19 protein-coding genes, 1 CRISPR repeat array and 1 riboswitch are annotated in these 23,562 nt (G+C 63.8%); of the genes, 9 read left to right on the top strand and 10 right to left on the bottom strand.

Annotation, left to right across the window (positions count from 1 at the left end; all coding sequences use genetic code 11):
* Window position 1 precedes the first annotated feature (1 nt).
* Window positions 2-346 (top strand): CRISPR-associated endonuclease Cas2, encoded by a 345-nt coding sequence (gene cas2, locus F8O09_RS09265; protein WP_158055096.1) that lies wholly within the window; start codon window positions 2-4, stop codon window positions 344-346.
* A 23-nt stretch (window positions 347-369) separates the two neighbouring features.
* Window positions 370-3,542: a CRISPR direct-repeat array (repeat unit 36 nt; unit sequence CAAGTCTAGCTGGGATAGTGAACGAGTAATCCCAAC).
* Window positions 3,543-4,905: 1,363 nt separating this feature from the next.
* A complete protein-coding gene (locus F8O09_RS09270; RefSeq protein ID WP_158055097.1) occupies window positions 4,906-5,250 on the top strand; it encodes a hypothetical protein in 345 nt (114 codons plus the stop codon).
* A 186-nt stretch (window positions 5,251-5,436) separates the two neighbouring features.
* Here the strand turns inward: F8O09_RS09270 and dld are convergent, their stop codons facing one another.
* Window positions 5,437-7,152 (bottom strand): D-lactate dehydrogenase, encoded by a 1,716-nt coding sequence (gene dld, locus F8O09_RS09275; RefSeq protein ID WP_158031940.1) that lies wholly within the window; start codon window positions 7,150-7,152, stop codon window positions 5,437-5,439.
* Window positions 7,153-7,485: 333 nt separating this feature from the next.
* Between dld and F8O09_RS09280 the strand changes: the two genes are divergently transcribed.
* Together F8O09_RS09280 and F8O09_RS09285 are read left to right on the top strand one after the other, a co-directional pair.
* Window positions 7,486-7,704: a hypothetical protein gene (locus F8O09_RS09280; RefSeq protein ID WP_158055098.1), complete on the top strand. Its 219-nt coding sequence runs from the start codon at window positions 7,486-7,488 to the stop codon at window positions 7,702-7,704.
* Window positions 7,701-8,198: a MarR family winged helix-turn-helix transcriptional regulator gene (locus F8O09_RS09285; protein WP_225732975.1), complete on the top strand. Its 498-nt coding sequence runs from the start codon at window positions 7,701-7,703 to the stop codon at window positions 8,196-8,198. The genes F8O09_RS09280 and F8O09_RS09285 overlap by 4 nt, the downstream gene beginning before the upstream one ends.
* Window positions 8,199-8,204: 6 nt before the next feature.
* On the opposite strand, the gene F8O09_RS09290 is transcribed toward F8O09_RS09285, so the two are convergent.
* Window positions 8,205-9,110, bottom strand: coding sequence for a hypothetical protein (locus tag F8O09_RS09290; protein WP_158055099.1), 906 nt, complete (start codon window positions 9,108-9,110; stop codon window positions 8,205-8,207).
* 5 nt (window positions 9,111-9,115) lie between these two features.
* The gene (locus F8O09_RS09295; protein ID WP_158055100.1) at window positions 9,116-10,120 is read right to left on the bottom strand and encodes an SPFH domain-containing protein; all 1,005 of its coding nucleotides are present in this window, start codon (window positions 10,118-10,120) and stop codon (window positions 9,116-9,118) included.
* Window positions 10,121-10,247: 127 nt separating this feature from the next.
* On the opposite strand from F8O09_RS09295, the gene F8O09_RS09300 reads away from it, so the two are divergent.
* Window positions 10,248-11,129: an NUDIX hydrolase gene (locus tag F8O09_RS09300; RefSeq protein ID WP_158055101.1), complete on the top strand. Its 882-nt coding sequence runs from the start codon at window positions 10,248-10,250 to the stop codon at window positions 11,127-11,129.
* A gap of 25 nt (window positions 11,130-11,154) precedes the next feature.
* Here F8O09_RS09300 and rhuM read toward each other — a convergent pair whose 3' ends face one another.
* On the bottom strand, window positions 11,155-11,451 hold the full coding sequence (gene rhuM / locus F8O09_RS09305; protein ID WP_158055102.1) for a RhuM family protein: 297 nt from the start codon (window positions 11,449-11,451) through the stop codon (window positions 11,155-11,157).
* A 183-nt stretch (window positions 11,452-11,634) separates the two neighbouring features.
* Window positions 11,635-11,749: riboswitch (SAM riboswitch) on the top strand.
* 11 nt (window positions 11,750-11,760) lie between these two features.
* On the opposite strand from rhuM, the gene F8O09_RS09310 reads away from it, so the two are divergent.
* Window positions 11,761-12,570, top strand: a complete 810-nt coding sequence (locus F8O09_RS09310) for a hypothetical protein (protein ID WP_158055103.1) — start codon at window positions 11,761-11,763, stop codon at window positions 12,568-12,570.
* Between the two features lie 263 nt (window positions 12,571-12,833).
* Window positions 12,834-14,486 carry an ABC-F family ATP-binding cassette domain-containing protein gene (locus tag F8O09_RS09315; protein ID WP_158055104.1) on the top strand — a complete coding sequence of 551 codons (1,653 nt, stop codon included), beginning with the start codon at window positions 12,834-12,836 and terminating at the stop codon, window positions 14,484-14,486.
* Window positions 14,487-14,565: 79 nt separating this feature from the next.
* On the opposite strand, the gene F8O09_RS09320 is transcribed toward F8O09_RS09315, so the two are convergent.
* Window positions 14,566-15,261, bottom strand: a complete 696-nt coding sequence (locus tag F8O09_RS09320; RefSeq protein ID WP_158055105.1) for a cation transporter — start codon at window positions 15,259-15,261, stop codon at window positions 14,566-14,568.
* On the bottom strand, window positions 15,261-15,593 hold the full coding sequence (cmtR, locus tag F8O09_RS09325; protein WP_158055106.1) for a Cd(II)/Pb(II)-sensing metalloregulatory transcriptional regulator CmtR: 333 nt from the start codon (window positions 15,591-15,593) through the stop codon (window positions 15,261-15,263). The genes F8O09_RS09320 and cmtR overlap by 1 nt, the downstream gene beginning before the upstream one ends.
* 184 nt (window positions 15,594-15,777) lie before the next feature.
* Here cmtR and F8O09_RS09330 point away from each other — a divergent pair, with 184 nt between their 5' ends.
* Together F8O09_RS09330 and glpX are read left to right on the top strand one after the other, a co-directional pair.
* Window positions 15,778-17,406: a plasmid pRiA4b ORF-3 family protein gene (locus F8O09_RS09330; RefSeq protein ID WP_158055107.1), complete on the top strand. Its 1,629-nt coding sequence runs from the start codon at window positions 15,778-15,780 to the stop codon at window positions 17,404-17,406.
* Window positions 17,407-17,506: 100 nt separating this feature from the next.
* The gene (gene glpX, locus F8O09_RS09335; RefSeq protein ID WP_192496746.1) at window positions 17,507-18,481 is read left to right on the top strand and encodes a class II fructose-bisphosphatase; all 975 of its coding nucleotides are present in this window, start codon (window positions 17,507-17,509) and stop codon (window positions 18,479-18,481) included.
* 551 nt (window positions 18,482-19,032) lie between these two features.
* On the opposite strand, the gene hemL is transcribed toward glpX, so the two are convergent.
* The 4 genes from hemL to hemC all read right to left on the bottom strand — a co-directional run bounded on the left by hemL (window position 19,033) and on the right by hemC (window position 23,562).
* Window positions 19,033-20,385: a glutamate-1-semialdehyde 2,1-aminomutase gene (gene hemL / locus F8O09_RS09340; protein ID WP_158055108.1), complete on the bottom strand. Its 1,353-nt coding sequence runs from the start codon at window positions 20,383-20,385 to the stop codon at window positions 19,033-19,035.
* A gap of 154 nt (window positions 20,386-20,539) precedes the next feature.
* Entirely contained in the window at window positions 20,540-21,625 is a 1,086-nt protein-coding gene (hemB, locus tag F8O09_RS09345; RefSeq protein ID WP_158055109.1) for a porphobilinogen synthase, read from the bottom strand.
* A gap of 9 nt (window positions 21,626-21,634) precedes the next feature.
* Window positions 21,635-22,561, bottom strand: a complete 927-nt coding sequence (locus F8O09_RS09350; protein WP_158055110.1) for a uroporphyrinogen-III synthase — start codon at window positions 22,559-22,561, stop codon at window positions 21,635-21,637.
* Window positions 22,558-23,562 carry a hydroxymethylbilane synthase gene (hemC, locus tag F8O09_RS09355; RefSeq protein WP_158055111.1) on the bottom strand — a complete coding sequence of 335 codons (1,005 nt, stop codon included), beginning with the start codon at window positions 23,560-23,562 and terminating at the stop codon, window positions 22,558-22,560. The genes F8O09_RS09350 and hemC overlap by 4 nt, the downstream gene beginning before the upstream one ends.

Below are 23,562 nucleotides of genomic sequence, written 5' to 3' on the forward strand. Positions count from 1 at the left end.
GATGGCTGATCCAGTGTGGCTCCTTCTTATGTTCGATCTGCCAGTCGTAACGAAGTCGCAGCGCCGAGAAGCAACCCAGTATCGCAAGATGCTGCTCGACTTCGGTTTCGATCAGGTGCAATTGAGCGTGTACTGCAAGTACGTCATCAACGCCTCTGGGCTACGCAGCATCGTACGCCCAATCAAGCATCAGATTCCGCTAGAAGGGCAGGTGCGGGTCTTGCAACTAACTGACACTCAGTGGGCCAGCCAGTACCGTTTTTGGGGCCCTGCAAGTCAGGATCCCGAGAAAAGGCCCGAGGCTCTTGAACTATTTGATACTTGGGACTTGCCTGGATCCGCATAAAACCGCGGATCCAGGCAAGTGCTCAAGTCTAGCTGGGATAGTGAACGAGTAATCCCAACACTCAGCTCGGCGGTGCTCCTTGCTGGTCAAGTCTAGCTGGGATAGTGAACGAGTAATCCCAACTATCCCACGGGTTCGTTGACGGGTCAGGCAAGTCTAGCTGGGATAGTGAACGAGTAATCCCAACTCCGGCATCAAGAACATCGAGAACTTTCCAAGTCTAGCTGGGATAGTGAACGAGTAATCCCAACAGAGGAATGGACGGTGACCGTCGAGGACCAAGTCTAGCTGGGATAGTGAACGAGTAATCCCAACCGGTTCTCAATGCTGCAGATGGTGATGTCAAGTCTAGCTGGGATAGTGAACGAGTAATCCCAACTTTCGGCGTACGTGCCGATGCGCCACCTCAAGTCTAGCTGGGATAGTGAACGAGTAATCCCAACACAAGGCTGACGTCAATGCTCATCCGCTCAAGTCTAGCTGGGATAGTGAACGAGTAATCCCAACAAAACGACGAGCGACTGCTCGACGACCTCAAGTCTAGCTGGGATAGTGAACGAGTAATCCCAACTCGGGCAGCCGAGGAAAGCGCGCGCTGCCAAGTCTAGCTGGGATAGTGAACGAGTAATCCCAACTCGCGGAAATGCAGAAGAGCGGGTTCGACAAGTCTAGCTGGGATAGTGAACGAGTAATCCCAACCGGATCGTTGTTCAACCGCGCCTTGGTGCAAGTCTAGCTGGGATAGTGAACGAGTAATCCCAACAGCATGCTCGGGCTCTTGCGGGTCTGTCCAAGTCTAGCTGGGATAGTGAACGAGTAATCCCAACTGTGCCCAATCGTGGCGGACACCCACCTCAAGTCTAGCTGGGATAGTGAACGAGTAATCCCAACCATCGCGTCACGCGCTTCGACTCGGCGACAAGTCTAGCTGGGATAGTGAACGAGTAATCCCAACCGTGGAGAGGGATCGGCGAGCGTTCGATCAAGTCTAGCTGGGATAGTGAACGAGTAATCCCAACTGCCCGATTCGTCGTCGGTGTCCGCTGACAAGTCTAGCTGGGATAGTGAACGAGTAATCCCAACGTGATGAAGATGACACGCTGTTTTACATCAAGTCTAGCTGGGATAGTGAACGAGTAATCCCAACCGGACGGGGCTGTGCAGATGATCGGGGGCAAGTCTAGCTGGGATAGTGAACGAGTAATCCCAACCCGCCGGATCTGTCGCGAAGAACGCGCACAAGTCTAGCTGGGATAGTGAACGAGTAATCCCAACACGTCCGCCGGTATGACGAGTGGGCTGCCAAGTCTAGCTGGGATAGTGAACGAGTAATCCCAACACGTCCGCCGGTATGACGAGTGGGCTGCCAAGTCTAGCTGGGATAGTGAACGAGTAATCCCAACTTGGCGCGCATGTGGCGCGTCTGCCGGACAAGTCTAGCTGGGATAGTGAACGAGTAATCCCAACGGGCTGCAGCGCGTTCGTGGCTGCGGCACAAGTCTAGCTGGGATAGTGAACGAGTAATCCCAACACCAGGCGGATGTCAACGCGCATCCGCTCAAGTCTAGCTGGGATAGTGAACGAGTAATCCCAACTTGACGGTGTGCGATCTGCGACCGTTGGCAAGTCTAGCTGGGATAGTGAACGAGTAATCCCAACGCAGCCCCGTTCGGAGCTAGTGGCGTGTCAAGTCTAGCTGGGATAGTGAACGAGTAATCCCAACCGCGTGCAGAATGATCCGGCGAAGCTCTCAAGTCCAGCTGGGATAGTGAACGAGTAATCCCAACATCGGCTCGTCGCTATGGCTATGGAGGTCAAGTCTAGCTGGGATAGTGAACGAGTAATCCCAACGAAACGACGCGGGGCCGCCGGGCGATTACAAGTCTAGCTGGGATAGTGAACGAGTAATCCCAACTGTGGCTCCGGCTCCGGCTGCGGCGCCTCAAGTCTAGCTGGGATAGTGAACGAGTAATCCCAACTACGTCTTCTTCTCTCTCGTATTCGTCACAAGTCTAGCTGGGATAGTGAACGAGTAATCCCAACCCGTCCAAACTTCGCACCGTCGACCACTCAAGTCTAGCTGGGATAGTGAACGAGTAATCCCAACAACCGGTGCGGTGGCCCAGCGGACACCGCAAGTCTAGCTGGGATAGTGAACGAGTAATCCCAACCCCTGTCGAAGCCAAAACTAACGGCGGTCAAGTCTAGCTGGGATAGTGAACGAGTAATCCCAACTCGTGGCTGCTCGGTGGCGTCCTGGCTGCAAGTCTAGCTGGGATAGTGAACGAGTAATCCCAACGGAAATACCCGTCTTTGTCTCGGATCTCCAAGTCTAGCTGGGATAGTGAACGAGTAATCCCAACTGTCCGGTTTGCAACGCGAAGATTCAGGCAAGTCTAGCTGGGATAGTGAACGAGTAATCCCAACAGCGACGACCGCCGACGGGCAAGACAACCAAGTCTAGCTGGGATAGTGAACGAGTAATCCCAACGCGACCGCACCGGACGCCAACGACACGTCAAGTCTAGCTGGGATAGTGAACGAGTAATCCCAACTTATCGCACCGCGCCCAGCCAGGGCAGGCAAGTCTAGCTGGGATAGTGAACGAGTAATCCCAACGACGTGTCGTGCCTGCCGCGCGGGCAATCAAGTCTAGCTGTGATAGTGAACGAGTAATCCCAACGACAGATGATACGCGGGATGCCCGCGCACAAGTCTAGCTGGGATAGTGAACGAGTAATCCCAACCGATGCTCAATGCTGCAGAGGGTGATGTCAAGTCTAGCTGGGATAGTGAACGAGTAATCCCAACTAGTTATGGCGCAGCGTGAGCGCTCCGACAAGTCTAGCTGGGATAGTGAACGAATAATCCCAACTGCCCTTTCTCTTGTGGTCTGCCCGTCGCAAGTCTAGCTGGGATAGTGAACGAATAATCCCAACAGCAGCTGCCGTTCGATGTCGGCGATGCCAAGTCTAGCTGGGATAGTGAACGAGTAATCCCAACAACATCCAGGGTGACATCGCAGACGCGACAAGTCTAGCTGAGATAGTGAACGAATAATCCCAACTCAGTCTCACCCGCTGCAATGATGTACGCAAGTCTAGCTGGGATCGTGAACGAGTAATCCCAACACCGCCGACGGGTGGCAGCGCATCCTCACAAGTCTAGCTGGGATAGTGAACGAGTAATCCCAACGGCCTCATCGGGCACCGCCAGGTCGGTTCAGGTCTAGCTGGATAGTGAACGAGTAATCCCAACGGGACGGAAGTGTGCTGGCGCAGGTCTACAAGTCTAGCTGGGATAGTGAACGAGTAATCCCAACTGCGGTGTAAGCTTGCCGGTAACCCATTCAAGTCTAACTGGGGTAGTAAACGAGTAATCCCAACTCACTCACGACGGGCAGACGGTCACGACCAAGTCTAGCTGGGATAGTGAACAATTAATCCCAACGGCTCAACCATAATCAGGTTGATCAGACTCAAGTCAAGTTGAACTAATGAATGGTTAGTTTTATGCGGCCACATGGACAGTGCCGTCACCGACCCTTTGAACGGCAGAGACCTGCGCATTTGCGCCAATGGCTCTCTGCACTACCAAGCAGCTAGTGGTCCCATTGAATCTTCAATGAAACGCATCGCCAGCACCGGGCACGAACGCATGTGCCCGAGCTGATCGGCCAGCGCCACAATCTCGTCGGCATCATCCTGAAGTCGGCTGCGCCAGAGTTCAGGAACTGCAGACCAGCCGTAGGAAGCACATGCCAATTACCCATCAATGGCGCCGATCCGAGCTGCGGTCGTTGCCGCTTCCCCGGTGCGAGTGCGGATTCAAGCCCACTCGAGACCTATCCTCCAGGAGGAGCAACTCGTGGAACTCGAAAGCCGACGATCCCTGAACCTATCAGCATTGTGTTCAGAGTATGGCACTGTACTGGCCTCGCTTTCAAGGCTGAAGTGTGTCTTCGCAGCAGACAGGGCAGTCAAGTTCTTAGTCTCGACCAACGTCAGCGCCACCCCCTCGACGGCAAGCGCCACCCGCGACAATCGAATCATTGCGTCATTGCCGGCAGAGTTCGTTTTGGGGCATCTACAGACACTACCGCTTCACGAATTACCGCGAAGACCTTGAGCTCTCGCGGGGTCTGCACTCCGACGTTTTCTCCCTGACAGGTTAAGCTGCTCACGCCATCATGCACCCGTAGGGGCAGTCGGCGTACGACCTTTGGCCGATGCACGGCTGACCAGAATCGACCACATCGCTGCCTCGATGTTCGTGATATATCGCGATCGTCTTCCACAACACCGCTTGCTATCTGCCAGATTCCAGAGCCCCTTCTCGAACAGCGGGAGAATGAAGGTAGCGGCAACGAGTAGCGTCGGTCGACGCCTCTGTACATCTCAGGTCAGTGGCCTGTCTTAGGCTGCAAATGGATCTAAACACTGCAAGATACGTCTACAAGGGGACTAAATAATCGGCGATGTCGACAACAAGCGCATTCAACAGGCCATTCGCCTTGCAGGCGAGGCCCACAGCACCGATCGCTGAGGAACTATCAGTACATGGTTCATCTCGCTCTAACAGCGACCATTGTGCGTGAGCTCTGCGGCGATCCCCATGTGGAACAGGCCGCATGGTTGCATGGTTTGATCGAAGACCACTCAGAGTTTCATGAACGCCTCGAGTCGGAGTTTCCCCACCTGGTCGAGAGCCTCGCAATTGATTCTCGCCGCGAAGACGAGACCTACCACGAATTCATTGATCGCATTCTCGCGTCTGAGAATCGCATCGCCATCACAGTGAAGCCTGCCGATATGAGTTCAAACCTGAGCAACAACCCGCCTCAGTACCTGCGTAACCGATATGAGCGCAATATCGGGCGACTGTGTATGGCAGTCAAGTTATGACGCTTCACACGCTCTGAGTACCACCGAGCGCAAGGAAGCCCGGCACACCGCATGCATGTCCTCGCTGCGTGCGCCAGCATCCACCAAAAACGCAGAGAACCCGCCCGCGCGACCGAAGTCACACGAGCGGGTTCTTGAGTCAGACAACGCGCTACCGCTCAGCAGCGCACCGCTGAGCGCGCTACATTACTTCCAGTTCTTCTTGGGCGACGTGCCGCCGATGCCTGCGTTGAAGGTGTTCGTCGGGTCGAGCTCTTTGAAGTGCTCCACCATCGACTCGGGCATGTGGTACAGACGCCCGTAGTTGTGCTCGGCCGGCAGCTTCGCGCCGCGAGCCTCGAGCAGCTCCTGAATCTGGTCGTGCAGCTTCTCGGGGTCGACGCCCTTCTTGGCGACGTAGTCCTGGTGCATCACGTGGCAGAAGAAGTGACCGTAGTATGCAGTCACCTCAAGCTGATCGGCGATCTCCTTGGGCAGCACCTCGAGCCAGTCCCAGTCGTCGCGGCGCAGAGCCACGTCGATCGGAATCAGGCCTGCGATGTGCTTGCGCTTCATGTTGGCGTAGCGAGTCGCAGCGCTGGCCGCACCGAAGCGGTTCAGCGAAGCACTCTTCTCTTCGTCGGCGGTGCAGACGAAGAAGTCACCCTTGTGCTCGGGCTCGGCGAAGAACGCTTTGAGCATCTTCTCGCTCTCGACCTTCTGGTCGGCGCTCACGGTGAGCAGCAGGTGGTGCTCGAAGCGGTTGCGGTACTCCATCAGTCGCTTCGGCAGTTGGTTCGGCAGCAGGTCGAACGCGACCTGTGACACGGTGTCAGCGAAGGTCGGGCCGATGCCCGGGATCTTGCCGAAGACACCGTTTGCCCAAGTCTTGAACGAGAACATGCGGGTCTGCAGGCCGGCGCTCATGAACTTCAGGAACACATAGGTGTCTTTGCCGTATTTCTCGGCCAGATCGAAGGCGCTGCGGCCCATGTACTCACCCGAGATGGGCAGCGGCATGTCGGCCTCGAGGAACATACGGCGAATCTCTTCGAGCTCGTGCGTGCTGTTGGTGCCGATGTAGAACATGGTGGGGTTCACTTCGAGCGGGAAGGTACGTGTGCGCACGGCGAAGACCATGAGCTTGCCGGCTGAGCCCGACGCCTCGAAGAGGTACTCGGGGTTCGCGTTGTAGCGGGCCGGAGTCGGCTCGATCTTGCGCAGGTGCTCGGCGTACTCAGTCTCGCTGGTGTCAGCCGGTGCCGGAGTGACGTCTGCGGGCGACCAGTCGCCGCGCTGCAGACGGTCGAGGGCGACCTCGGGGTCGTCGCCGAGCGAGATGCCGAGGTGGTTGACCAGCTCGACCTTGCCCTGCTCGTTCACCCTGGCGAAGATCGCCTCACGGGTGAAGGCCGGGCCCTTGCGAATCTGGCTGCCGCCCGAGTTGTTCGAGATGCCGCCGATGACCGAGGCGCCGATGGATGTCGAACCGATCACCGAGTGCGGCTCACGGTTGTGCTTGGCGAGCTCTTCGGTCAGGTGCGTCAGCGGGGTGCCGGCGAGCGAGATGGCCTCGCGAGCGTCGTTGATGAGGTACACGTCGTTGATGCGGTGAGTCGAGATGACGACGATCGGCCGGTCGTAGGGCTGGAAGCCCGGGCCCGATCCGCCCGTCAGACCGGTGTTCGACGCCTGCGGGATGACGATGAAGTTGTTGTCGACGCAGACCTGCAGCGCCTTCCACATCTGAACCAGCGTGGTCGGTCGCAGCACGGCGAAGATGGGGCCGCCGCCGAAGCGGTAGCCCTTGCTGAACGGCATGGTGGCGCGTTCTGACGTCAGCACGTTCTCGGCACCAACGATGCTCTTAAAGGCACCGATCGCCTGGTGTTCTGCGCCCGTTGTCTCTTGAGAGGGAGTCATCTCAATTCTTTCTGTCGATAGTTGCTCCCGCATGACGCTTTCGACGCGTCATTGCAGGGGAGTGTTGCCGTGCATCGTGGTACGGCCACTAGCAATCTTCCGGCCCTGAGCATGGGCTGTCAAGCAGGGGCGGCGGCTGTCCGGGCACTCTATATGCCTTGTGGCCAGACCATAGGCGGGCACGGAGGTATTTCTGTGAGATACATGTTGTATGCAAGTTCGCGCGTGTCGCGCGACCATTGAATACCCTTCTTCTCTCTGGGCACACTCCTTGAGCGAAGACCTCTCGCAAACAAAGTCGCATGTGTACTGACTATCAGTACACTAATAACCATGCCAGATGACATTCCTGCCGAGCCTCGCAAGCGCACTCTCGCTCAGGGCCGCCCCAATGACAGCAAGTGGACACGATTCCTGCTGAGATTCATCGGCCCGCCGGCGGTCTCTCCCCTCTCACCCGACGATGTGCGTGCCCTCGAAGAGGTCAGACGCAGAACCTCCGCAGCTCAGCCTGGGCAGGCACAGCCGCGCGACGAGACTCCGTCATTGTGAATACGCCGAATACTCCCACCGCGCACGACGACGCACTCTCTGACGACGAACTCCTTCGTCTGGAAGCACAGCTCTGCTTCCCCGTCACCGTCGCCGCCCGGCTGCTGGTTCAGGAGTACCGGCACGTCCTCTCACCAATGGGTCTCACCCATCCGCAGTACCTCGTCATGCTGGCGCTCTGGCAGCATGACCACGACGAGGGGGCATCCGAGAGCCCGCTCACTGCGACAGAGCTCTCGGTCATACTCAGCATGGAGACTGCGACACTCACCGGCCTAGTTCGTCGTCTCGAAGCGCAGGGATTGGTCACGCGAGAGCCAGACCCGCATGACGACCGGCGCCGGCGACTTCTGCTGACGCCTGAGGGCCGGGCTCTGCGTGCGCAGGCGAAGCTTGTGCCCAGGCGAATGCTCGAACGGCTGCGTCTGGCTCCCGAGCAGGTCGAGCAGATCAGAGATGCCGCATCTCTGCTCGCCGCCGCTCTGCGCACCTGATCCGCCTCACACGGCGAGTCGCAGCCTGCGCCCACCGACACCGACGCGAATCTCCTGCCCCCAACTCGCGGTGAGCCGATCGCTCTCGATGCCGTCGCCGAAGACGACGAGCCGATCCGATTCGACGGTGACGACCAACTCGGCGGCGCCTCCATCGACGGCACCCGGGCTGGCCGATCCACCCAGCATCCCCTCGATGAGGTTCGCTCCGGTCGCCGGCGACGGCCAGGCCTCACGCACGAACCAAGCGAGACTCGCGTCGTTCGGCGCAGGCAGGCGTCTGCCTCCGCGGTCGTGCGCAATGGACGCGCACCACCCGGTCGCCCCGGTGCCGGTGCCGACGATGACCCCAGAAGACGACTGCCGCTCGCGGTACTCCCCCACCTGCAGCAGGTATCTGGCCGACTGGTGTGACGGGTGCCCGACGAACACCTCGTTCAGAGCGCAGAGACTCTGGCCGTCGTCGAGCCTCGCCTCGACGGTGGTGAGCCCGGACACCGCGGCCGATTCCGGTGCCCGCAGCAGCCTCAGCGCCTCGTCAGCCGAGTGCCGCACCAACACCCCGGTGTTGACGCCAGGCTCCGGATCGACCCCGATCACCAGCTGCCCGTCGAGATACTTGGCCACATTCGCAACGAGACCATCCTGACCGACGACGACCATGACATCCTCAGGTGCCACCAGAAAGCGGCTGAGATCCTCACGCTCGACCTCGGCAAGCGCCCACCCTTCGGGCAGCCCGCCCGCGACTGCAGCGCGCGCCGCCGCAGCCGGGTCGTGGCGGCGCTGCACCTCGTCGAGCGTGCGGCCACGTGTGCGCAGAAAGAACTCGGCCTGTCCCCGGGTGCCGTGGCGATCGAGCAGTTCATCGAGCTCGGTGCGCCGGTAGACGACGACCGCTCTGCTGCGCATGGCATTCACCGCCTTCCGGTGAAGGCGCTCAGCACGTTGGTGAGCAGATCAGGCGTGATCGTCAGATTGTCGATCTTCGGCAGCGCACCAGAGCCGACCAGTTCTCGCAGCGCCAGCGCCATCAGGGTCTGCCGATCGACGTCGCGGTAGGCGGCGAGCTTCGCCGTCTCGCGCTCGGCCTCGGCCGCACCGACGACGCTCACCTCCTGCGCCCGGGATGCCGCGTCGATCTCGCGTCGTTCAGACGCCGCTCGAGTCTCGACGAGTGCAGCCGTCGCAGCCTCTTCCGCCTGCCGACGAGCGTTGGCGCCTTCCTGCACCACCAGCTGTTCGCGTCGGGTGGCCAGCTCGATGCTGCTCGCCAGCTCGTTCTCTGAGATCGCACGCTCTCGCTCGACGGCGAGAGCTCGCCGTTCGTAGGTCGCGCGATCGGCTTCGGCCTGCAGCTGCTCGCGCACCGGCGTCTGCAGCGCCACCTCGACATCGGCCTCGGGCCGAATCGCCAGCACGTGCACGCCGAGCACGGCGAGACCGGTGCTCTGCAGCCGAGTGTCGGCCTGCAGACCACCAACCAAGGCGGCACGCACCTCACTGATCCCAGTGCGCAGGGCATTCTGCAGCGACATCGTGGCGAGGTGATCGACAGCGATGCTGCGTGCGACCTGACCCACGATCGTGGTGACCTGCTGCAGGCCGGTCGAGGTGGCATCCGCCTTCGCCGGAAAGATGCCGAAGTCGAGGCGCTGCGACACCGTGACCGGGTCGACGAACCCGAAGGTCACGTTGGCCTGCACGGTGACGTCCTGGTGATCGGCGGTGATGGCATGAAACATGAGCGGCAGCTCTTGGTCATCTGAGGGCACCTCGCTGAGCACCGAGGTCGCGGGTGAGAACCAGAACGCCTGCCCGACGCCTTCGTGCGTCAGCTGGCCCTTGCGCAGGTGGACGACGTAGCCGGTCGGGGTTCCGAGAAAGCGGCGGACGCCGGGAAGCCTCTTGATGGTTGCCATGGTGTGCTCCTTCGTTGCGGTTGTTTATGTCAGTCTGACGATAACTAGATCTTCGAGTAAATGTCAAGATGACGATAAGTGCTATTCTGTGGGTATGTTCGCCAAGGAGAGCCCGCACCATCGGGCAATGAGCAGAACTCGTCATGATGCTGACGACGCGGCTGACGCTGGGGCACGAGCTGACTGCCGTAGTGAGACCGATTCGGCAGCGATTCCCCGCACTGCCGCCGACATCGCCGTCACCGTGGATGTCGTGGCGCTGACCGTGCGCAGCCAACGCCTGCAGGTGCTGCTGGTCGAACGCATGCTCGACCCGTTTCGAGGGTGCTGGGCGCTGCCGGGCGGTTTCGTGCTCCCCGGCGAATCCCTTGAAGACGCCGCGCGACGTGAGCTCGAAGAAGAGACAGGCGTACAGCCGAGTGCGCTGATTGTGCAGACTCCCACCTCTGACGCACCGACAGGTCAGCACGCGAGCGCGCAACTCAGTAGACATATCAGTGGGCATGCAAGCGGACACCTCGAGCAGCTGCGCACCTACGGCCCGCTGCATCGCGACCCACGCGGGCCGGTGCTGTCGGTCGCATACCTCGCGCTCGCCCCGGCATTCGATGTGCCGAGTGCGGGCGGTGACGCCGCTGAAGTCGCGTGGCATGATGTGGCGGATGTGCTGGGCGATGACGGCGCTCAGCTGGCTTTCGACCATGCACGGATTCTCGCCGACGGGGTCGAACGTGCGAGAGCGAAGATCGAATACTCCCCCTTGGCGACGGCCTTCTGCCCGCCCGAGTTCACGATCGCCGAGCTGCGCGAGGTGTACGAGGCCGTCTGGGGGGCATCGATCGATGCTCGCAACTTTCATCGCAAGGCGGTCGGCACACCCGGATTTCTTGAGGCAACCGGTTCATCACGCGCGCAGGCAGTGGGCCGCCCGGCCGCCCTCTATCGACTGGCGCCGGGCACCGACGTCACGGATGGTGTGCTGAACCCGCCGCTGATGCGCTCGCACTAGTTTTCACCGGTGATCACTCTGATGATCAGGTGCACCAGCAGCTCTTTCTCTCGCGGGTCAGAGTTCGCGACGAGAAGTGTGAGCGCGGCAAGTGCCCCATTGTCAATGATCGCGATGCCCGTATCTCGATACAGCAGCCCATGCCCGACGCAAGCTCATCGCTCGAGCGGCTGAGAATCTGCATGACCTTGCCGAGCTGTTCGAGGCGTTGACGATCAATCGCCACACCGATTAGCAGATAATCCCGCAGTACCAAGGTTGCCCAGCGCCGAAAGCGCACGCCTTCATGAGATTTCACTCGATAGCCAACCGAAATATCCACGTCAAGGTTGCAGAGAGCGACGCTGTAGGTCTTGCCATCTCAGCCAGTTGTTGCAAGATCTGCAACAACTGCCTCGCCTTCGAGTCTGACCTCCAGACGCACCGCGCCGAAAGCGGCTTCACAGAATCTGGATCGAACCGCCTGACACACGGCAGTCGTCGGGTACCGGTAGTCTTGACCCACGTTCAAGAGTTGTGGCTGACAGTACCTGGCTGGCCGCACGGCAACCCGATCCATCTTTCCGGGTGCCCCAGGAGAAGAACGGGCATGTGACAGACGTCGCGCGCAAGCTCTGATGGAAGGCACACCATGTGCAAAGACACCGATTCCCCGAACCTGCCCGGCGACCGCGAGCAGAGCCACCACGACGCCACGCCCCGTGTGGCACGAATCCGACTTGGCGTGCGCTGGTCTCAGGCTCCACTGATCATCGCTGCACGTCTGGATCAGCTCACCGGAGCCGAACTCCTGCGGGTGACGGCGATGAATAGAAACAAAGTGGTCGGGTCGACCGATCTCACCCGCGCTGGCGGAAGCACCGGGCCAGACGAGGCGAGTCCGGCATCCGCCGAATCGCTCAGCAGCCAGTCTGCGCAGGCCTTCATCGACAGGCAGAACGACCGCATCGTCGCACAGCTTGAGACGTTGCGCCTCGCAGCGGGGCTTGCGCTCGCCGACGATGGCGAGACCGGAGTTCAGTTTCGGACCCAGCACGCCGTCACCGACGCGTCAGGTGAGCCACAGCTTGATGACGCCGCCACAGAGGCCGACCGGGAGGCCGCACATGCCATGGCCTTCCGCCTTGACCGGAGTGCTCTGGGAGCGCTCATTCGCTTCGACCATCCTGTTCCGCTCAGTCGAGGCATGACTGAGCGCTACGTCACCGAGCACTTTCCCGGTTGGAACTGGCCGCAGATGGACCGGCTGCTGACCACGTCAGACACGAGGTTCATCACCCCGGCGCGACCGACCGACCGCGGCATGGCTATGCCGACGGTGCGTGCGAATGTGCATATGCTGCACTTCAGCGCCGACGACGACTGGGTCGTCGAATGGATGGACGGTGCGGTGACTCGGTCACCACGTCGCGTCATCGACCACGAGCCGCGACTCTGTTGATCGGCCCGTCGGCGCGCTGAGAAGAGGCCATGCGCGGGCAGAGCCGACACCAGACGGACTCTGCCCGCGCGACCTTGCCCGCACGCCACCGCTCAACTATCGTGGCTCCCAGCATCTCTGTGGCACACGGCCGCTGTGAGAAGAGATGAAGTGCAAAGGCATCACGTTGAGGGCATTCGGTTCCAGCATCCATCGCTGACCAACCCCTGCGCCGACTGTCGCGCGGTCTCGTGTCAGCATCCTCTGACACTCTGGAGACCATTTTGCCGACCCACCACTCCCTTGGTACCTCTACGCCCGCATCCTCCATCGCGCTGCACGACGCGAGCTTCGCCTGGCCCGACGGCCGCAGCATCCTCACGCACGTGACCGCCGCGTTCCCGACCGGCCGCACCGGCCTCATCGGCGACAACGGCGCCGGCAAGTCGACCGCTCTCGCGCTGCTCGCCGGTCGCCTGCAGCCGACGGATGGCCGAATCACGCGCTCGGGCGTCGTCGCGTGTCTGCCCCAACGATTCGATCCCGACCAGACGGTCGCCGAGCTGCTCGGTGTGTGCGCGGTGCTCGACGCGATCGCTGCCGTGGAGCGCGGCGGCGTCGACCCCGAGCTCTTCGAACGCATCGGCGACGACTGGGATATCGAGGCGCGGGCGAGCGCCGCCCTCGCCGCGGTCGGCGTCGATCTGGGCCTGGACCGCACTGTCGACACGCTGTCGGGCGGCGAGGCGATGCTCGCTGCGATCGTCGGCGTGCAGCTCGCGGTGCAGCGCTCCCGAGCTGACATCGCGCTGCTCGACGAGCCCACCAACAATCTCGACACCGACGCGCGCCAGCAGGTCTATCGTCTGATCGACGGATGGCGCGGCGCCCTCATCGTGGTCAGTCACGACCGCCAGCTGCTCGAGCATGTCGATGCGATCGCCGAGCTGCGCGATGGGCGCATCACTCTGTACGGCGGGGCGTTCAGCGCGTACGAGGCTCAGGTCACCAACGAGCAGCAGGCCGCCGAACAGGCGCTGCGGTCGGCCGAGCAGGGACTGAAGGCCGAACGCCGGCAGCGCACGCAGGCCGAGCAGCGCATTGCGCACTCCGCGCGGCAGGGGCGCAAAGACGCCGTGAATCGGAAGTTCGTCAAAGCCGTGATCAACGACCGGCGCAATTCGGCCGAGAAGTCGCAGGCTGCCCGCCGCGGCACGCTCGACGACCGGGTGGATGCCGCACAGCGCGCCGTCGACGATGCCGAGTCACGGGTGCGCGACAACGAGCACGTCGTGATCGAACTGCCCGACCCCGACGTGCCGGTGGGCCGCCGCATCGCGTGCCTGACCGGCGCCGACGGGCGTGAGTTCGTGGTGCAGGGCCCGGAGCGCGTCGCCCTCACCGGCCCGAATGGCGTCGGCAAGTCGACGCTGCTGCGTGCGATGCTCTGCGATCAGATCGACGTTGCCGCAGCAAGGCCTGGCAGTGCTCGGGCGAAGACGGCGCACGGCAAGCTCTTCGTCGAGCACGTCGGATACCTCTCGCAGCAGCTCGCCTCGCTGCACGACGACGAGAGCGTGGTGCAGAACGTGGCACGCTTCGCTCCGGGCTTGGGCGACCGCGAACTGCGCAATCAGCTTGCTCGGCTGCTGCTGCGTGGCCGTATGGCGGATGCTCCGGTCGCCTCGCTCTCCGGCGGCGAGCGTTTCCGTGTGGCATTGGCCCAGGTACTGCTGGCGACTCCGGCTGTGCAGGCGCTGGTGCTCGACGAACCGACGAACAGTCTGGATATGGCGAGTGTCGACCGACTGGTCGAAGCACTCGACGCATATCGCGGTGCGGTGATCGTGGTGAGCCACGATCGGGCGTTTCTCGAACGCCTGCACCTCGACGTCGAGTTGCGGCTCGACAGCGCAGGCGTCCTGACCCGGTGCTGATGCGCGAGTCACGCAGGTGTCGGGTGCGAGTGCAGCCGTCAGGGCCGCTTCGTCGTTCGCCCGTTCAATCGATCGCCACTCAGTGCGGTGCACCGTGCGGCGCGCAGCAGTCGTCGTGACGTTCGTCCTCCGTTTCGTCTGCAGCGATCGCAGTCGCCGCCGATGAGGCGCAGCAGGCGTCACCCCGCCATGCCTCGATGCCCTCGCGAACGGCAAACACGGCGATGGCCAGCGCAGCGACCGAATCAGCCCATCCCCAGCCCAGCAGGCTGTTCAGCAACAGGCCGACCAGCACTGCTGCAGAGAGGTACGTGCAGATGAGAGTCTGCTTCGAGTCGGCAACGGCCGAAGCAGACCCGAGTTCCCGGCCTGTGCGCCGTTCGAACCAGCTCAGCACGGGCATCACAACGAGGCTGAGCCCTGCGATGACGATGCCAACCGGCGAGTGCTCCGGCTGCTGCACGCCGAACAGCGTGAGCAGCGCATCTGCCGTGACGTAGAGCGCAAGCCCGAAGAACGAGAACGCAATGACACGTAGAGCGGTACGTTCCCGACGTTCAGGAGTCGGCGAAGCGAACTGCCAGGCGATCGCGGCTGCCGAGAGCACCTCTACGACCGAGTCGAGGCCGAAACCGATCAGTGCAGCCGACGATGCCGCATGACCGGCGAGCAACGAGATCATCGCTTCGATGACATTCCAGACGATGGTTATGGCCACGATGCCTCTGATGCGCCTGCGCAGAACAGCCGAACGTTCGCGAGTCAGAAGTGTCATCACAGCGCTCGCCTGCATTCGTCGATGCAGGGCACACCCTCATCGACTGCAAGAGTGACGTCGATCAGGGCGTCGAGCGCCGCTGAGAGATGGGGGTCGGCTATCTTGTAGCGGGTGCGCCGACCCTCTGGTTCGGCCACCACGATGCCGCAGCCACGCAGACAGGTGAGATGGTTCGAGACGTTTGTTCGGGTGAGCCCCAAGTCGTGCGCCAGGCGAGCCGGATATCCCGGCTTGCGCATCAGCGACAGCAGGATGCGTGACCGGGTGGGATCGGCCATCGCACGTCCCAGCCGATTCATGACTTCAATCCGAGATGCAATGGTCAGCACATGCTGACCATACAGCGAATGCTGACCTGTTGCAATCCTCGTGCTGACACCTGGATTCCGTGTCACAGTGTTGGCGCCGCTGACCACGCACCAGAGCGGCCGTTCCGACAAGACACCCGCTGTGCAGCAACGGTGTCTGTCCCCACCCCTCGCGTGCGAAGCGCTCAGCCCGTAGGCTGTGCGCATGACCGCCGCAGACGCAGAGAACGGCCCAGACAAAGAGAACGATCCAGACCGCAGCGACCGCGATCTGCAGCAGCGGTTCGCCGCACTCGTCGGTCAGTTCTCTGCTGAAGAGGCCCTGCAGCTGCTCAACGAGATCGACGAGCCGCAGCCCGACACCATATTGTCCGAACTCACCGAACAGCGCCCGAGCCTTCGCCGGCCTCGACTTGCGCGACCGGCGATGCTGCGCATCCGCGTTGATCTCGACCTCGACATCGATACCTCACCCGACGCGACCGTTGCCAACAGTGTCAAGTCGACCTCAGCCACGCAGCCCACGCCCCATGAACGGCAGATCTGGCGCCGTCTCGATCTGCGCAGCGACCTCACGCTCGATCAGGTGCACCAGATTCTGCAGGCCGCGTTCGCCTGGCAAGACACGCATCTGCATCGCTTCGCGCTCGGCGGGTCGCCACTCAGCCAAGGCGTCGAGCCCTTCATCTGCGAGTACGACCTCGAAGAGGGCGACGCCGAAGGCACACCCGAGGCCTCAGTGCACCTCGACGAGGCCCTGCAGCAGCCGGGCGACCGGCTGTTCTACGTCTATGACTACGGCGATCACTGGCAGGTGACGCTGCGTCTCGAGCGTGTCGTCGAACTCTCTGAGACACCGGGGGCGTCGACCGCGGATGCCCCTGCCGCGACCTGCGTCGACGGCCGCCGGGCCGCCCCGCTTGAGAACACGCGGGGGCTGGTCACGGCGGGTGACCCGTCGGCATTCGCCGAGCGCGCCCCAGACCGGTTCTCGGTCGCCGAGGTGAATGCGTCGATCGACCTGTTGGCAGCTCGACGGCTCGAGCACCTGGGCGCTACGGTGCAGCGACTCGTGCGGCTGGCACCGGCGTCGATCGCCGAAGAGACCCTGCATCGCGCGCAGATCGTCGACGGCCTGCTGCGGGCGCACGATGGCGCGGCGGGCGCGGGCGCGGCATCCACCGACGACGCACAGCGCGACCCCCTGTTCGCCGCAGCGTTCGCACCGATCATGGCCGTGCTCGACCTCATCGGGAACGACGGGGCCGAGCTCACCGAGGCCGGGCGGCTGCGCCCGCGCATCGTGTCGGCCGTCGCGCAGCTGCTGCCCTCGTGCGACGGCTGGCCAGGCAGCGCCACACGCGAGGATTCGACCCCGCCGGTCGCGAACCTGCGCACACTGCTGCAGCGGCTCGGGCTGCTCTACGTGCGCGGCGGGCGGCTTCTGCTGTCACGCGCCGGGCGCCAGGCCCGCACCGATGCGGCGGTCTTCGTCACCGCGTTGCGCGCACGGCTGGGCGCCGAGACTCTGGACGATCCGCGAGAGTTCATCCGGCTGCTCTACCTGCTGCACGTCGCCGCCGAGGGCCGCGAGCCCGAGATGCGTCTGATCGCCGCCGAGATGACCGCGTTCGGCTGGCGCACGGCAAGCGGGGGCGGCGTCGACGAGTCGGCTCTGTATGCCGACGTGAGCAGCTATGTCACCCTGTTCGCCAATCTCGGGGATGTTCGCGAGACCCGAGAGAAGCGCCTCGCCCCGCGAGCGGAGCCGGCCGGACACAGCCGCATCTCTCCGGCTGCCGCGGCGCTCGCGGCCGAGCTGCTGCGCGGGTGATTTCGGCACTCGCTTTCAGCCGCTGTTGTCACCGGTACCGGGTAAGATGGAGGCTGACGCGCCGATCGAAATGCGGTCGGCAGCTTTTAGGAGTTTTCAGATGACTGAACAGTCTCAGCAGCCCGACCGCAACCTTGCGTTGGAGCTGGTGCGTGCCACTGAGGCCGCAGCGATCCGCGGGTCGGTGTGGGTCGGCCGTGGCCAGAAGAACGAGGCCGACGGGGCCGCTGTCAACGCCATGCGCCAGTTTCTGCACACTGTTGCATTCGACGGCGTCGTGGTGATCGGCGAGGGTGAGAAAGACCGCGCGCCGATGCTCTTCAACGGAGAGCACGTGGGTGACGGCACCGGCGTTCAGGCCGACATCGCAGTCGACCCGATCGACGGCACGACGCAGACCGCGGCTGGCCGCCCCAACGCCGTGTCGATCATGGCCGTCGCTGACCGCGGCAGCATGCTTGACGCCTCGACGGTGTTCTACATGGACAAGATCGTCACCAGCTCGATCGGCGAAGGCGTCGTCTCGCTCGAGATGACCCCAGAAGAGAACATCCGCGAGCTGGCCAAGGCACTCGGCAAGCCCGTCAGCGAGATGACCGTCATCGTGCTCGACCGCCCGCGTCACGAAGAGCTGATCGAGCGCATTCGCTCGGTCGGGGCGAAGACCAACCTGATTCTCGACGGCGACGTCGTCGGCGGCATCAACGCGGCAAGCCCTTGGGGCGACGCCGACATGCTGCTCGGCCGCGGCGGCAGCCCCGAAGGCGTGATCACCGCAGCGGCGATCAAGGCGTTCAAGGGCGTCATGCAGGGTCGTCTGGCGCCGAAGGATGACGCCGAGCGTCAGCGTGGCATCGACGCAGGTCTCGACATCGACAAGATCTACACCGATTCCGAGCTGGTCGCCAGCGACAACACCTACTTCGTCGGCACTGGTGTGACCGACGGCGTGCTGCTGAAGGGTGTGAAGGGGCCGCGCAACGGCTACATCCACACGCAGAGCATCGTGCTGCGCTCGAAGTCGGGCACCGTGCGCTGGATCGAGGCCGATCACCTCGCCTCGAAGTGGGCGTGATCACTCTGCTCGTTTGAGCCGAGCCACTGAATTCGATGGGGTCGCCGATTCGTTCGGCGGCCCCATCTCTGTCTCTCACAGATGCCCGTCACGCCGCACTCAGACATGGGAATGACGCCGCCACCCATCGAGACATGGGAAATGACCTCAACAACCATCGAGACATGGAACTTGGCATGACTCGATGGACTGGGACAGCATTTGCCATGGATCGATGCGGGCTTGTACCGGCAGGACGGGCAGAACGTGTGGTGCAGCGAGCACGAACCGGCCTGGCCAATGAGAAAGTGCACCGAGTACAGACCGGGCGCGCCAAAGGGACGGTGAACCGGGGCGTGGGCCGGCCTAGGAACTGCGAAAGTGCACTGAACACACCCCGAAGAGGCTTCCGGCACCGCGAAATGCCGGAAGCCTCTTGCCGTCTCCCGCCTCAGCTCAATCTGCTCCTGGCTGAGCAGGTGGCTTCACCGAAGTGTCTTCGTCTGCTTGACGTCGGCTGTGCCAGGTACCCTCAGTAACGGGACGGCTTGCCCGCGCCAGGACTGCCGCCACTACCCGCCGATCGGCGGGGTCGCGGGGCGCTCGGCAGCGGCTGCCGCATGAGCGGCGGCAGGCAGCACCTCGGCAATGCGGTCGATCACGCTCTGGTCATGAGCGGCCGAGACGAACCACGCCTCGAACGCCGACGGCGGTGCCGCGACTCCCCCGTCGAGCAGCGCGTGGAAGAACGGCGCATACCGCCACGTCTCGCTCGCCTTGACCTCGTCGTAGTTCACCAGAGCACCGTCGTGCTCACCGAACGCGATCGAGAACAATGACCCCGCACGCTGGATGCGATGCGCGACGCCGGCAGCATCCAACGCCTCGGACACCGCGCCCTGCAGCGCCTCGGAGGCAGCGTTCACCCGTTCGTAGACCGAGGCGTCTGCGAGCCGCAGCGTGGCGAGCCCGCCGGCGATCGCCAACGGATTGCCTGACAGCGTTCCGGCCTGATACACCGGGCCGAGCGGCGCGAGCAGGTTCATGTACTCTTCTGCGCCACCCACGGCAGCGATCGGCATGCCGCCGCCGATGACTTTGCCGAAGGTCATCAGGTCGGGACGGTACGGCTCGGCCGCATCGGCGTTCTCGAACCCCCACCAGCCGGCGTCGCTCACGCGGAATCCGGTCAGCACCTCGTCGAGCGTCACCAGCGCGCCATGCGCATGAGCGACCTCGATCAGCTCGGCGTTGAAGCCGGGCAGCGGCGGCACGATGCCCATGTTCGCCGCAGCAGCTTCGACGATCACGCCGGCGATCTCGTCACCGCGCTCGGCGAAGAGCGCACGCACGGCCTCGATGTCGTTGTACGGCAGCACGATCGTCTGCGCGCTGACCGCCGCCGTCACACCGGCAGAGGCGGGCAGGCCGAACGTCGCAAGACCCGACCCGGCATCCACCAGCAGCGAGTCGCTGTGGCCGTGGTAGAGACCGGCGAACTTCACGATGAGATCGCGGCCGGTTGCCCCGCGCATGAGTCGAATGGCGGTCATGGTCGCCTCGGTGCCAGTCGACACGAAGCGCAGCCGCTCGACAGGGGCGACCCCGCCGCGACGCACACGCTGCGCGACGACCTCGGCCAGCTCGGCCTCGCCTTCGGTCGGAGCGCCGAACGACAGCCCTCGAGCTGCGGCGGCCTGCACCGCAGCCACGACCTCAGGCTGCGCGTGGCCGAGCAGCGCCGGCCCCCACGACCCGACGAGGTCGACGAATTCGTTTCCCTCGACGTCGCGCACGTGCGCACCCGAGGCGCTGGCGATGAAGTTGGGCACGCCGCCGACCGATCCGAAGGCCCGCACCGGCGAGTCGACACCGCCCGGAATGATGCGCTCACTGCGCTCGAACAGCTCTGCGTTCGTAGTCATGTTCTGTGTCACCTCTCGATTGTGATGAAGTCATTTCTGCGGATGCGCCGCTCGCGCCCGCCTGTTGCCCACGTGGTCGTGTGGTCGGCTGCACATCGCGCGCAGACCGCGCAGACGCTGCGCACCCGGACCGACTGGGCGCGCAGCGGCAGGGTCACTCCCCGAAGCTGCCGCGTTTCAGACGGTCGGCGACCTCGAGTGCCCAGTAGGTCAGCAGGGCCTCTGCCCCGGCGCGGAAGATGCCGGTGACCGACTCGTCGATCACCCGTTCGCGATCGAGCCAGCCGTTCGCGGCGGCGGCCTCGATCGAAGCGTACTCGCCCGAGACCTGGTAGGCCCAGACCGGCACCGGACTTATCTGCGACACCCGGTAGAGCACGTCGAGGAACGACGCAGCCGGCTTCACCATCACCACGTCGGCCCCCTCGGCGATGTCGAGCTGAGCCTCGCGCACGCCTTCGCGACCGTTCGCGGGATCCTGCTGGTAGGTGCGGCGATCGCCTTTGAGCTGCGAGTCGACGGCCTCACGGAACGGCCCGTAGAACCCAGACGCGTACTTCGCCGCGTAGGCGAGCAGCATGACGTCCTGGTAGCCGTTGGCGTCGAGCACATCGCGCAGGTAGCCGATCTGGCCGTCCATCATGCCGCTCGGCGCGAGCATGTGCGAACCAGCCTCGGCCTGAGCCAGCGCCATCGCGCCGTAGCGCTCCAGCGTGGCGTCGTTGTCGACGCGACCCTGCGCATCGAGCACGCCGCAGTGGCCGTGGTCGGTGAACTCGTCGAGGCACAGATCGGTCTGGATCACGATCGCATCGCCGACCTCTTCGACCATCGCACGCACGCCGCGCTGCACGATGCCGTCTGCGGCATCCGCCTGCGACCCGACGGCGTCGAGGTGCGCCGGAATGCCGAACAGATTCACGCCGCCGATGCCGGCCTCAGCAGCGCGGGCAGCGATGCGACGCAGCGAGTCGATGGTGTGCTGCTCCTGGCCGGGCAGTGCCGAGATCGGCACCGGCTCGGTGGCGTCTTCGCGCACGAACAGCGGCAGAATCAGCTGCGACGGCTCGATACGGGTCTCTCGCACCATGCGGCGCACGGCCGGCGACTGGCGCAGACGCCGAGGACGCACACGCGGGAAGGCCGCGAGCGCCGGGGCCCCGGGATCACCGGGAACGTGGGATCCTCCGGCGGGCAGGCCCCGGGCAGAGCTGATGTCGTGAGATGTGCTGTCGTTCATGCTGACTCCTCAGTGGTTGTCGTCTGTGATGTCTGTTGTGCGTGCAGGTGCGGCGTGCGCCGACGCAGCGCCGGGTGCGCGCATGCTGGGTGCACGCGAGATGGTGGTGGCCGCGCCGGTGCGACGGCGGCCTGCGGCGACCTCGGCGAGGGCGTCGAGCAGACCGGGGATGCTGTGCTCGCGCGCCGTCGCCGCGACGTTGAGGCCGAGTGTCTCGGCGTCGTTCGTCGTCTGCTCTCCGATCGAGACGAGCACGGTCTGCGCGGCGGATGCTCCGAACTGGATGGCGACCTGCTGCGCCACCGTGCCGCTGGTGACGAGCACGGCGTCGATCGCTCCGCGGCGCACGTCTTCGATGGCGTGCTGCGACAGTGCGATGCCGATGGTGCGGTAGGCGTCGACGGTGTCGACCTGCCATCCGAGCGCGCGCAGCCCCCGTTCGAGCGAGTCATGTGCCTGCGCCGAGTGCGGCAGCAGAAGCCGGGCACGAGCGTGGTCAGGTCGTGGAAAGACGTCGAGCAGGCCGTGCGCACTCTGCTTCTGCGGGAGCAGATCTGGGCTGAGTCCGAGCCTCGCCTCCGCAGCTGCGGCCGTCGTGGCGCCCACGCACGCGGTGCTGAAGCCCGGCGTGCCGGCAGGCGCTGAGAACGTCAGACCGCAGTCGGCGAGGGCATCGACCGTGCGCTGACTGGTGAGCACAAGCCAAGCGTAGTCTCCCGACTGCAGACGCTCGACCGCCTCTTCGAGCTTCGAGGCGTCTGCTGGCGGAATGCTTCGGATCAACGGCGCGACGACAGGCTTCCCTCCCCGAGCGGCGACCTCAGCGGCGATGCGCTCACCGCCTGGCCCGCCGCGAGGCACAAGCACACGCCATCCGCGCAGCCCTGCGCTGGCAGCCTCGTGTGCGTCGGCGCTGACAGCTGCGCCGTCGGTCACTCCGACCTCCGTGCGTCTGCCGCTGCGATGATTCGGGCGGCGCCTTCGGCGATCAGCTGCTGCGCGACGCGTTCGCCTTCCACAGCGGTCCACGCCTCGATCGCCGCTGCGTCGGCCGCACCAGCTGCACTGAGCTGCCGGGCGCCGTGTGCAGCACCCGCGCCGAGCATCTTCCCGAGTTCGAGAACCTCGTCGACGGCGACGTCGTGCTGCGCGTCATACAGGTCATAGACGCGGGCATGCAGCTCGACCGACCGCAGGTCAGACGCGACGATCGCGTGCACGCCGACCGGAGCGGCGCATCCGCTGCCGAGGCCGCCGAGCACAGCACGCTCGAGCGTCGCAGCAAGACGCGTCGGCGCATGGTCGAGGGTCGCGACCAGGCTGCCTTCTCCCTGCCTCGTCTCGACGGCGAGCACACCCTGCGCCGGTGCGGGAACCCAAGTGTCGACGGGCAGAGCCTCGTGGTGGTGGGCGGCCGCCGAGGGCAGCCGTTCCAGCCCCGCGGCGGCCAGCACGACGCCGTCCAGATCGTCGTAGACCCGACCGATGCGGCTGTCGATGTTGCCGCGGATGTCGACGATCTCGACATCGGGGCGTGCCCGGCGCAGCTGTGCCTGACGACGTGTCGACCCGGTGCCCACCCGAGCCCCCTGCACGAGACCGCTCAGGCCCTCACCGCCACGGGTCACGATCACGTCGCGCGAATCAGCTCGCTCGGGCATCGCGGCGATGTCGAGGTGCTGCTCCTGCGCGGTGGGCAGGTCTTTGCACGAGTGCACGACCACGTCGTAGTCGCCGGCGGCGAGCCCCTGCCGCAGGGCGGTCGCGAAGACGCCGACGCCGCCGATCTGCGCAAGCGATGCCTTGGACACATCGCCGTGGGTGACCACCTGCACGAGCTCGACGGAACGTCCGGTCGCCTCTTCGAGCGCGTCGGCGACCAGCTGCGACTGCGCCACCGCCAGTCGAGACCCTCGTGTGCCGAGACGAATGGTCAT

The sequence above is a fragment of the Pseudoclavibacter sp. CFCC 11306 genome, from assembly GCF_008831235.1.
In the GTDB taxonomy this organism is placed as follows: domain Bacteria; phylum Actinomycetota; class Actinomycetes; order Actinomycetales; family Microbacteriaceae; genus Pseudoclavibacter_A.

What these genes read in the sequence shown, in the direction of transcription:
- F8O09_RS09280 (WP_158055098.1), top strand. Translation starts at nt 7,486, where the DNA reads ATGCCAGATGACATTCCTGCCGAGCCTCGCAAGCGCACTCTCGCTCAG.
- glpX (WP_192496746.1), top strand. Translation starts at nt 17,507, where the DNA reads ATGACTGAACAGTCTCAGCAGCCCGACCGCAACCTTGCGTTGGAGCTG.
- cas2 (WP_158055096.1), top strand. Translation starts at nt 2, where the DNA reads ATGGCTGATCCAGTGTGGCTCCTTCTTATGTTCGATCTGCCAGTCGTA.
- F8O09_RS09290 (WP_158055099.1), bottom strand. Translation starts at nt 9,110, where the DNA reads ATGCGCAGCAGAGCGGTCGTCGTCTACCGGCGCACCGAGCTCGATGAA.
- hemB (WP_158055109.1), bottom strand. Translation starts at nt 21,625, where the DNA reads ATGAACGACAGCACATCTCACGACATCAGCTCTGCCCGGGGCCTGCCC.
- F8O09_RS09300 (WP_158055101.1), top strand. Translation starts at nt 10,248, where the DNA reads ATGAGCAGAACTCGTCATGATGCTGACGACGCGGCTGACGCTGGGGCA.
- F8O09_RS09330 (WP_158055107.1), top strand. Translation starts at nt 15,778, where the DNA reads ATGACCGCCGCAGACGCAGAGAACGGCCCAGACAAAGAGAACGATCCA.
- dld (WP_158031940.1), bottom strand. Translation starts at nt 7,152, where the DNA reads ATGACTCCCTCTCAAGAGACAACGGGCGCAGAACACCAGGCGATCGGT.
- F8O09_RS09295 (WP_158055100.1), bottom strand. Translation starts at nt 10,120, where the DNA reads ATGGCAACCATCAAGAGGCTTCCCGGCGTCCGCCGCTTTCTCGGAACC.
- F8O09_RS09270 (WP_158055097.1), top strand. Translation starts at nt 4,906, where the DNA reads ATGGTTCATCTCGCTCTAACAGCGACCATTGTGCGTGAGCTCTGCGGC.
- hemL (WP_158055108.1), bottom strand. Translation starts at nt 20,385, where the DNA reads ATGACTACGAACGCAGAGCTGTTCGAGCGCAGTGAGCGCATCATTCCG.
- hemC (WP_158055111.1), bottom strand. Translation starts at nt 23,562, where the DNA reads ATGACCATTCGTCTCGGCACACGAGGGTCTCGACTGGCGGTGGCGCAG.
- F8O09_RS09310 (WP_158055103.1), top strand. Translation starts at nt 11,761, where the DNA reads ATGTGCAAAGACACCGATTCCCCGAACCTGCCCGGCGACCGCGAGCAG.
- F8O09_RS09320 (WP_158055105.1), bottom strand. Translation starts at nt 15,261, where the DNA reads ATGACACTTCTGACTCGCGAACGTTCGGCTGTTCTGCGCAGGCGCATC.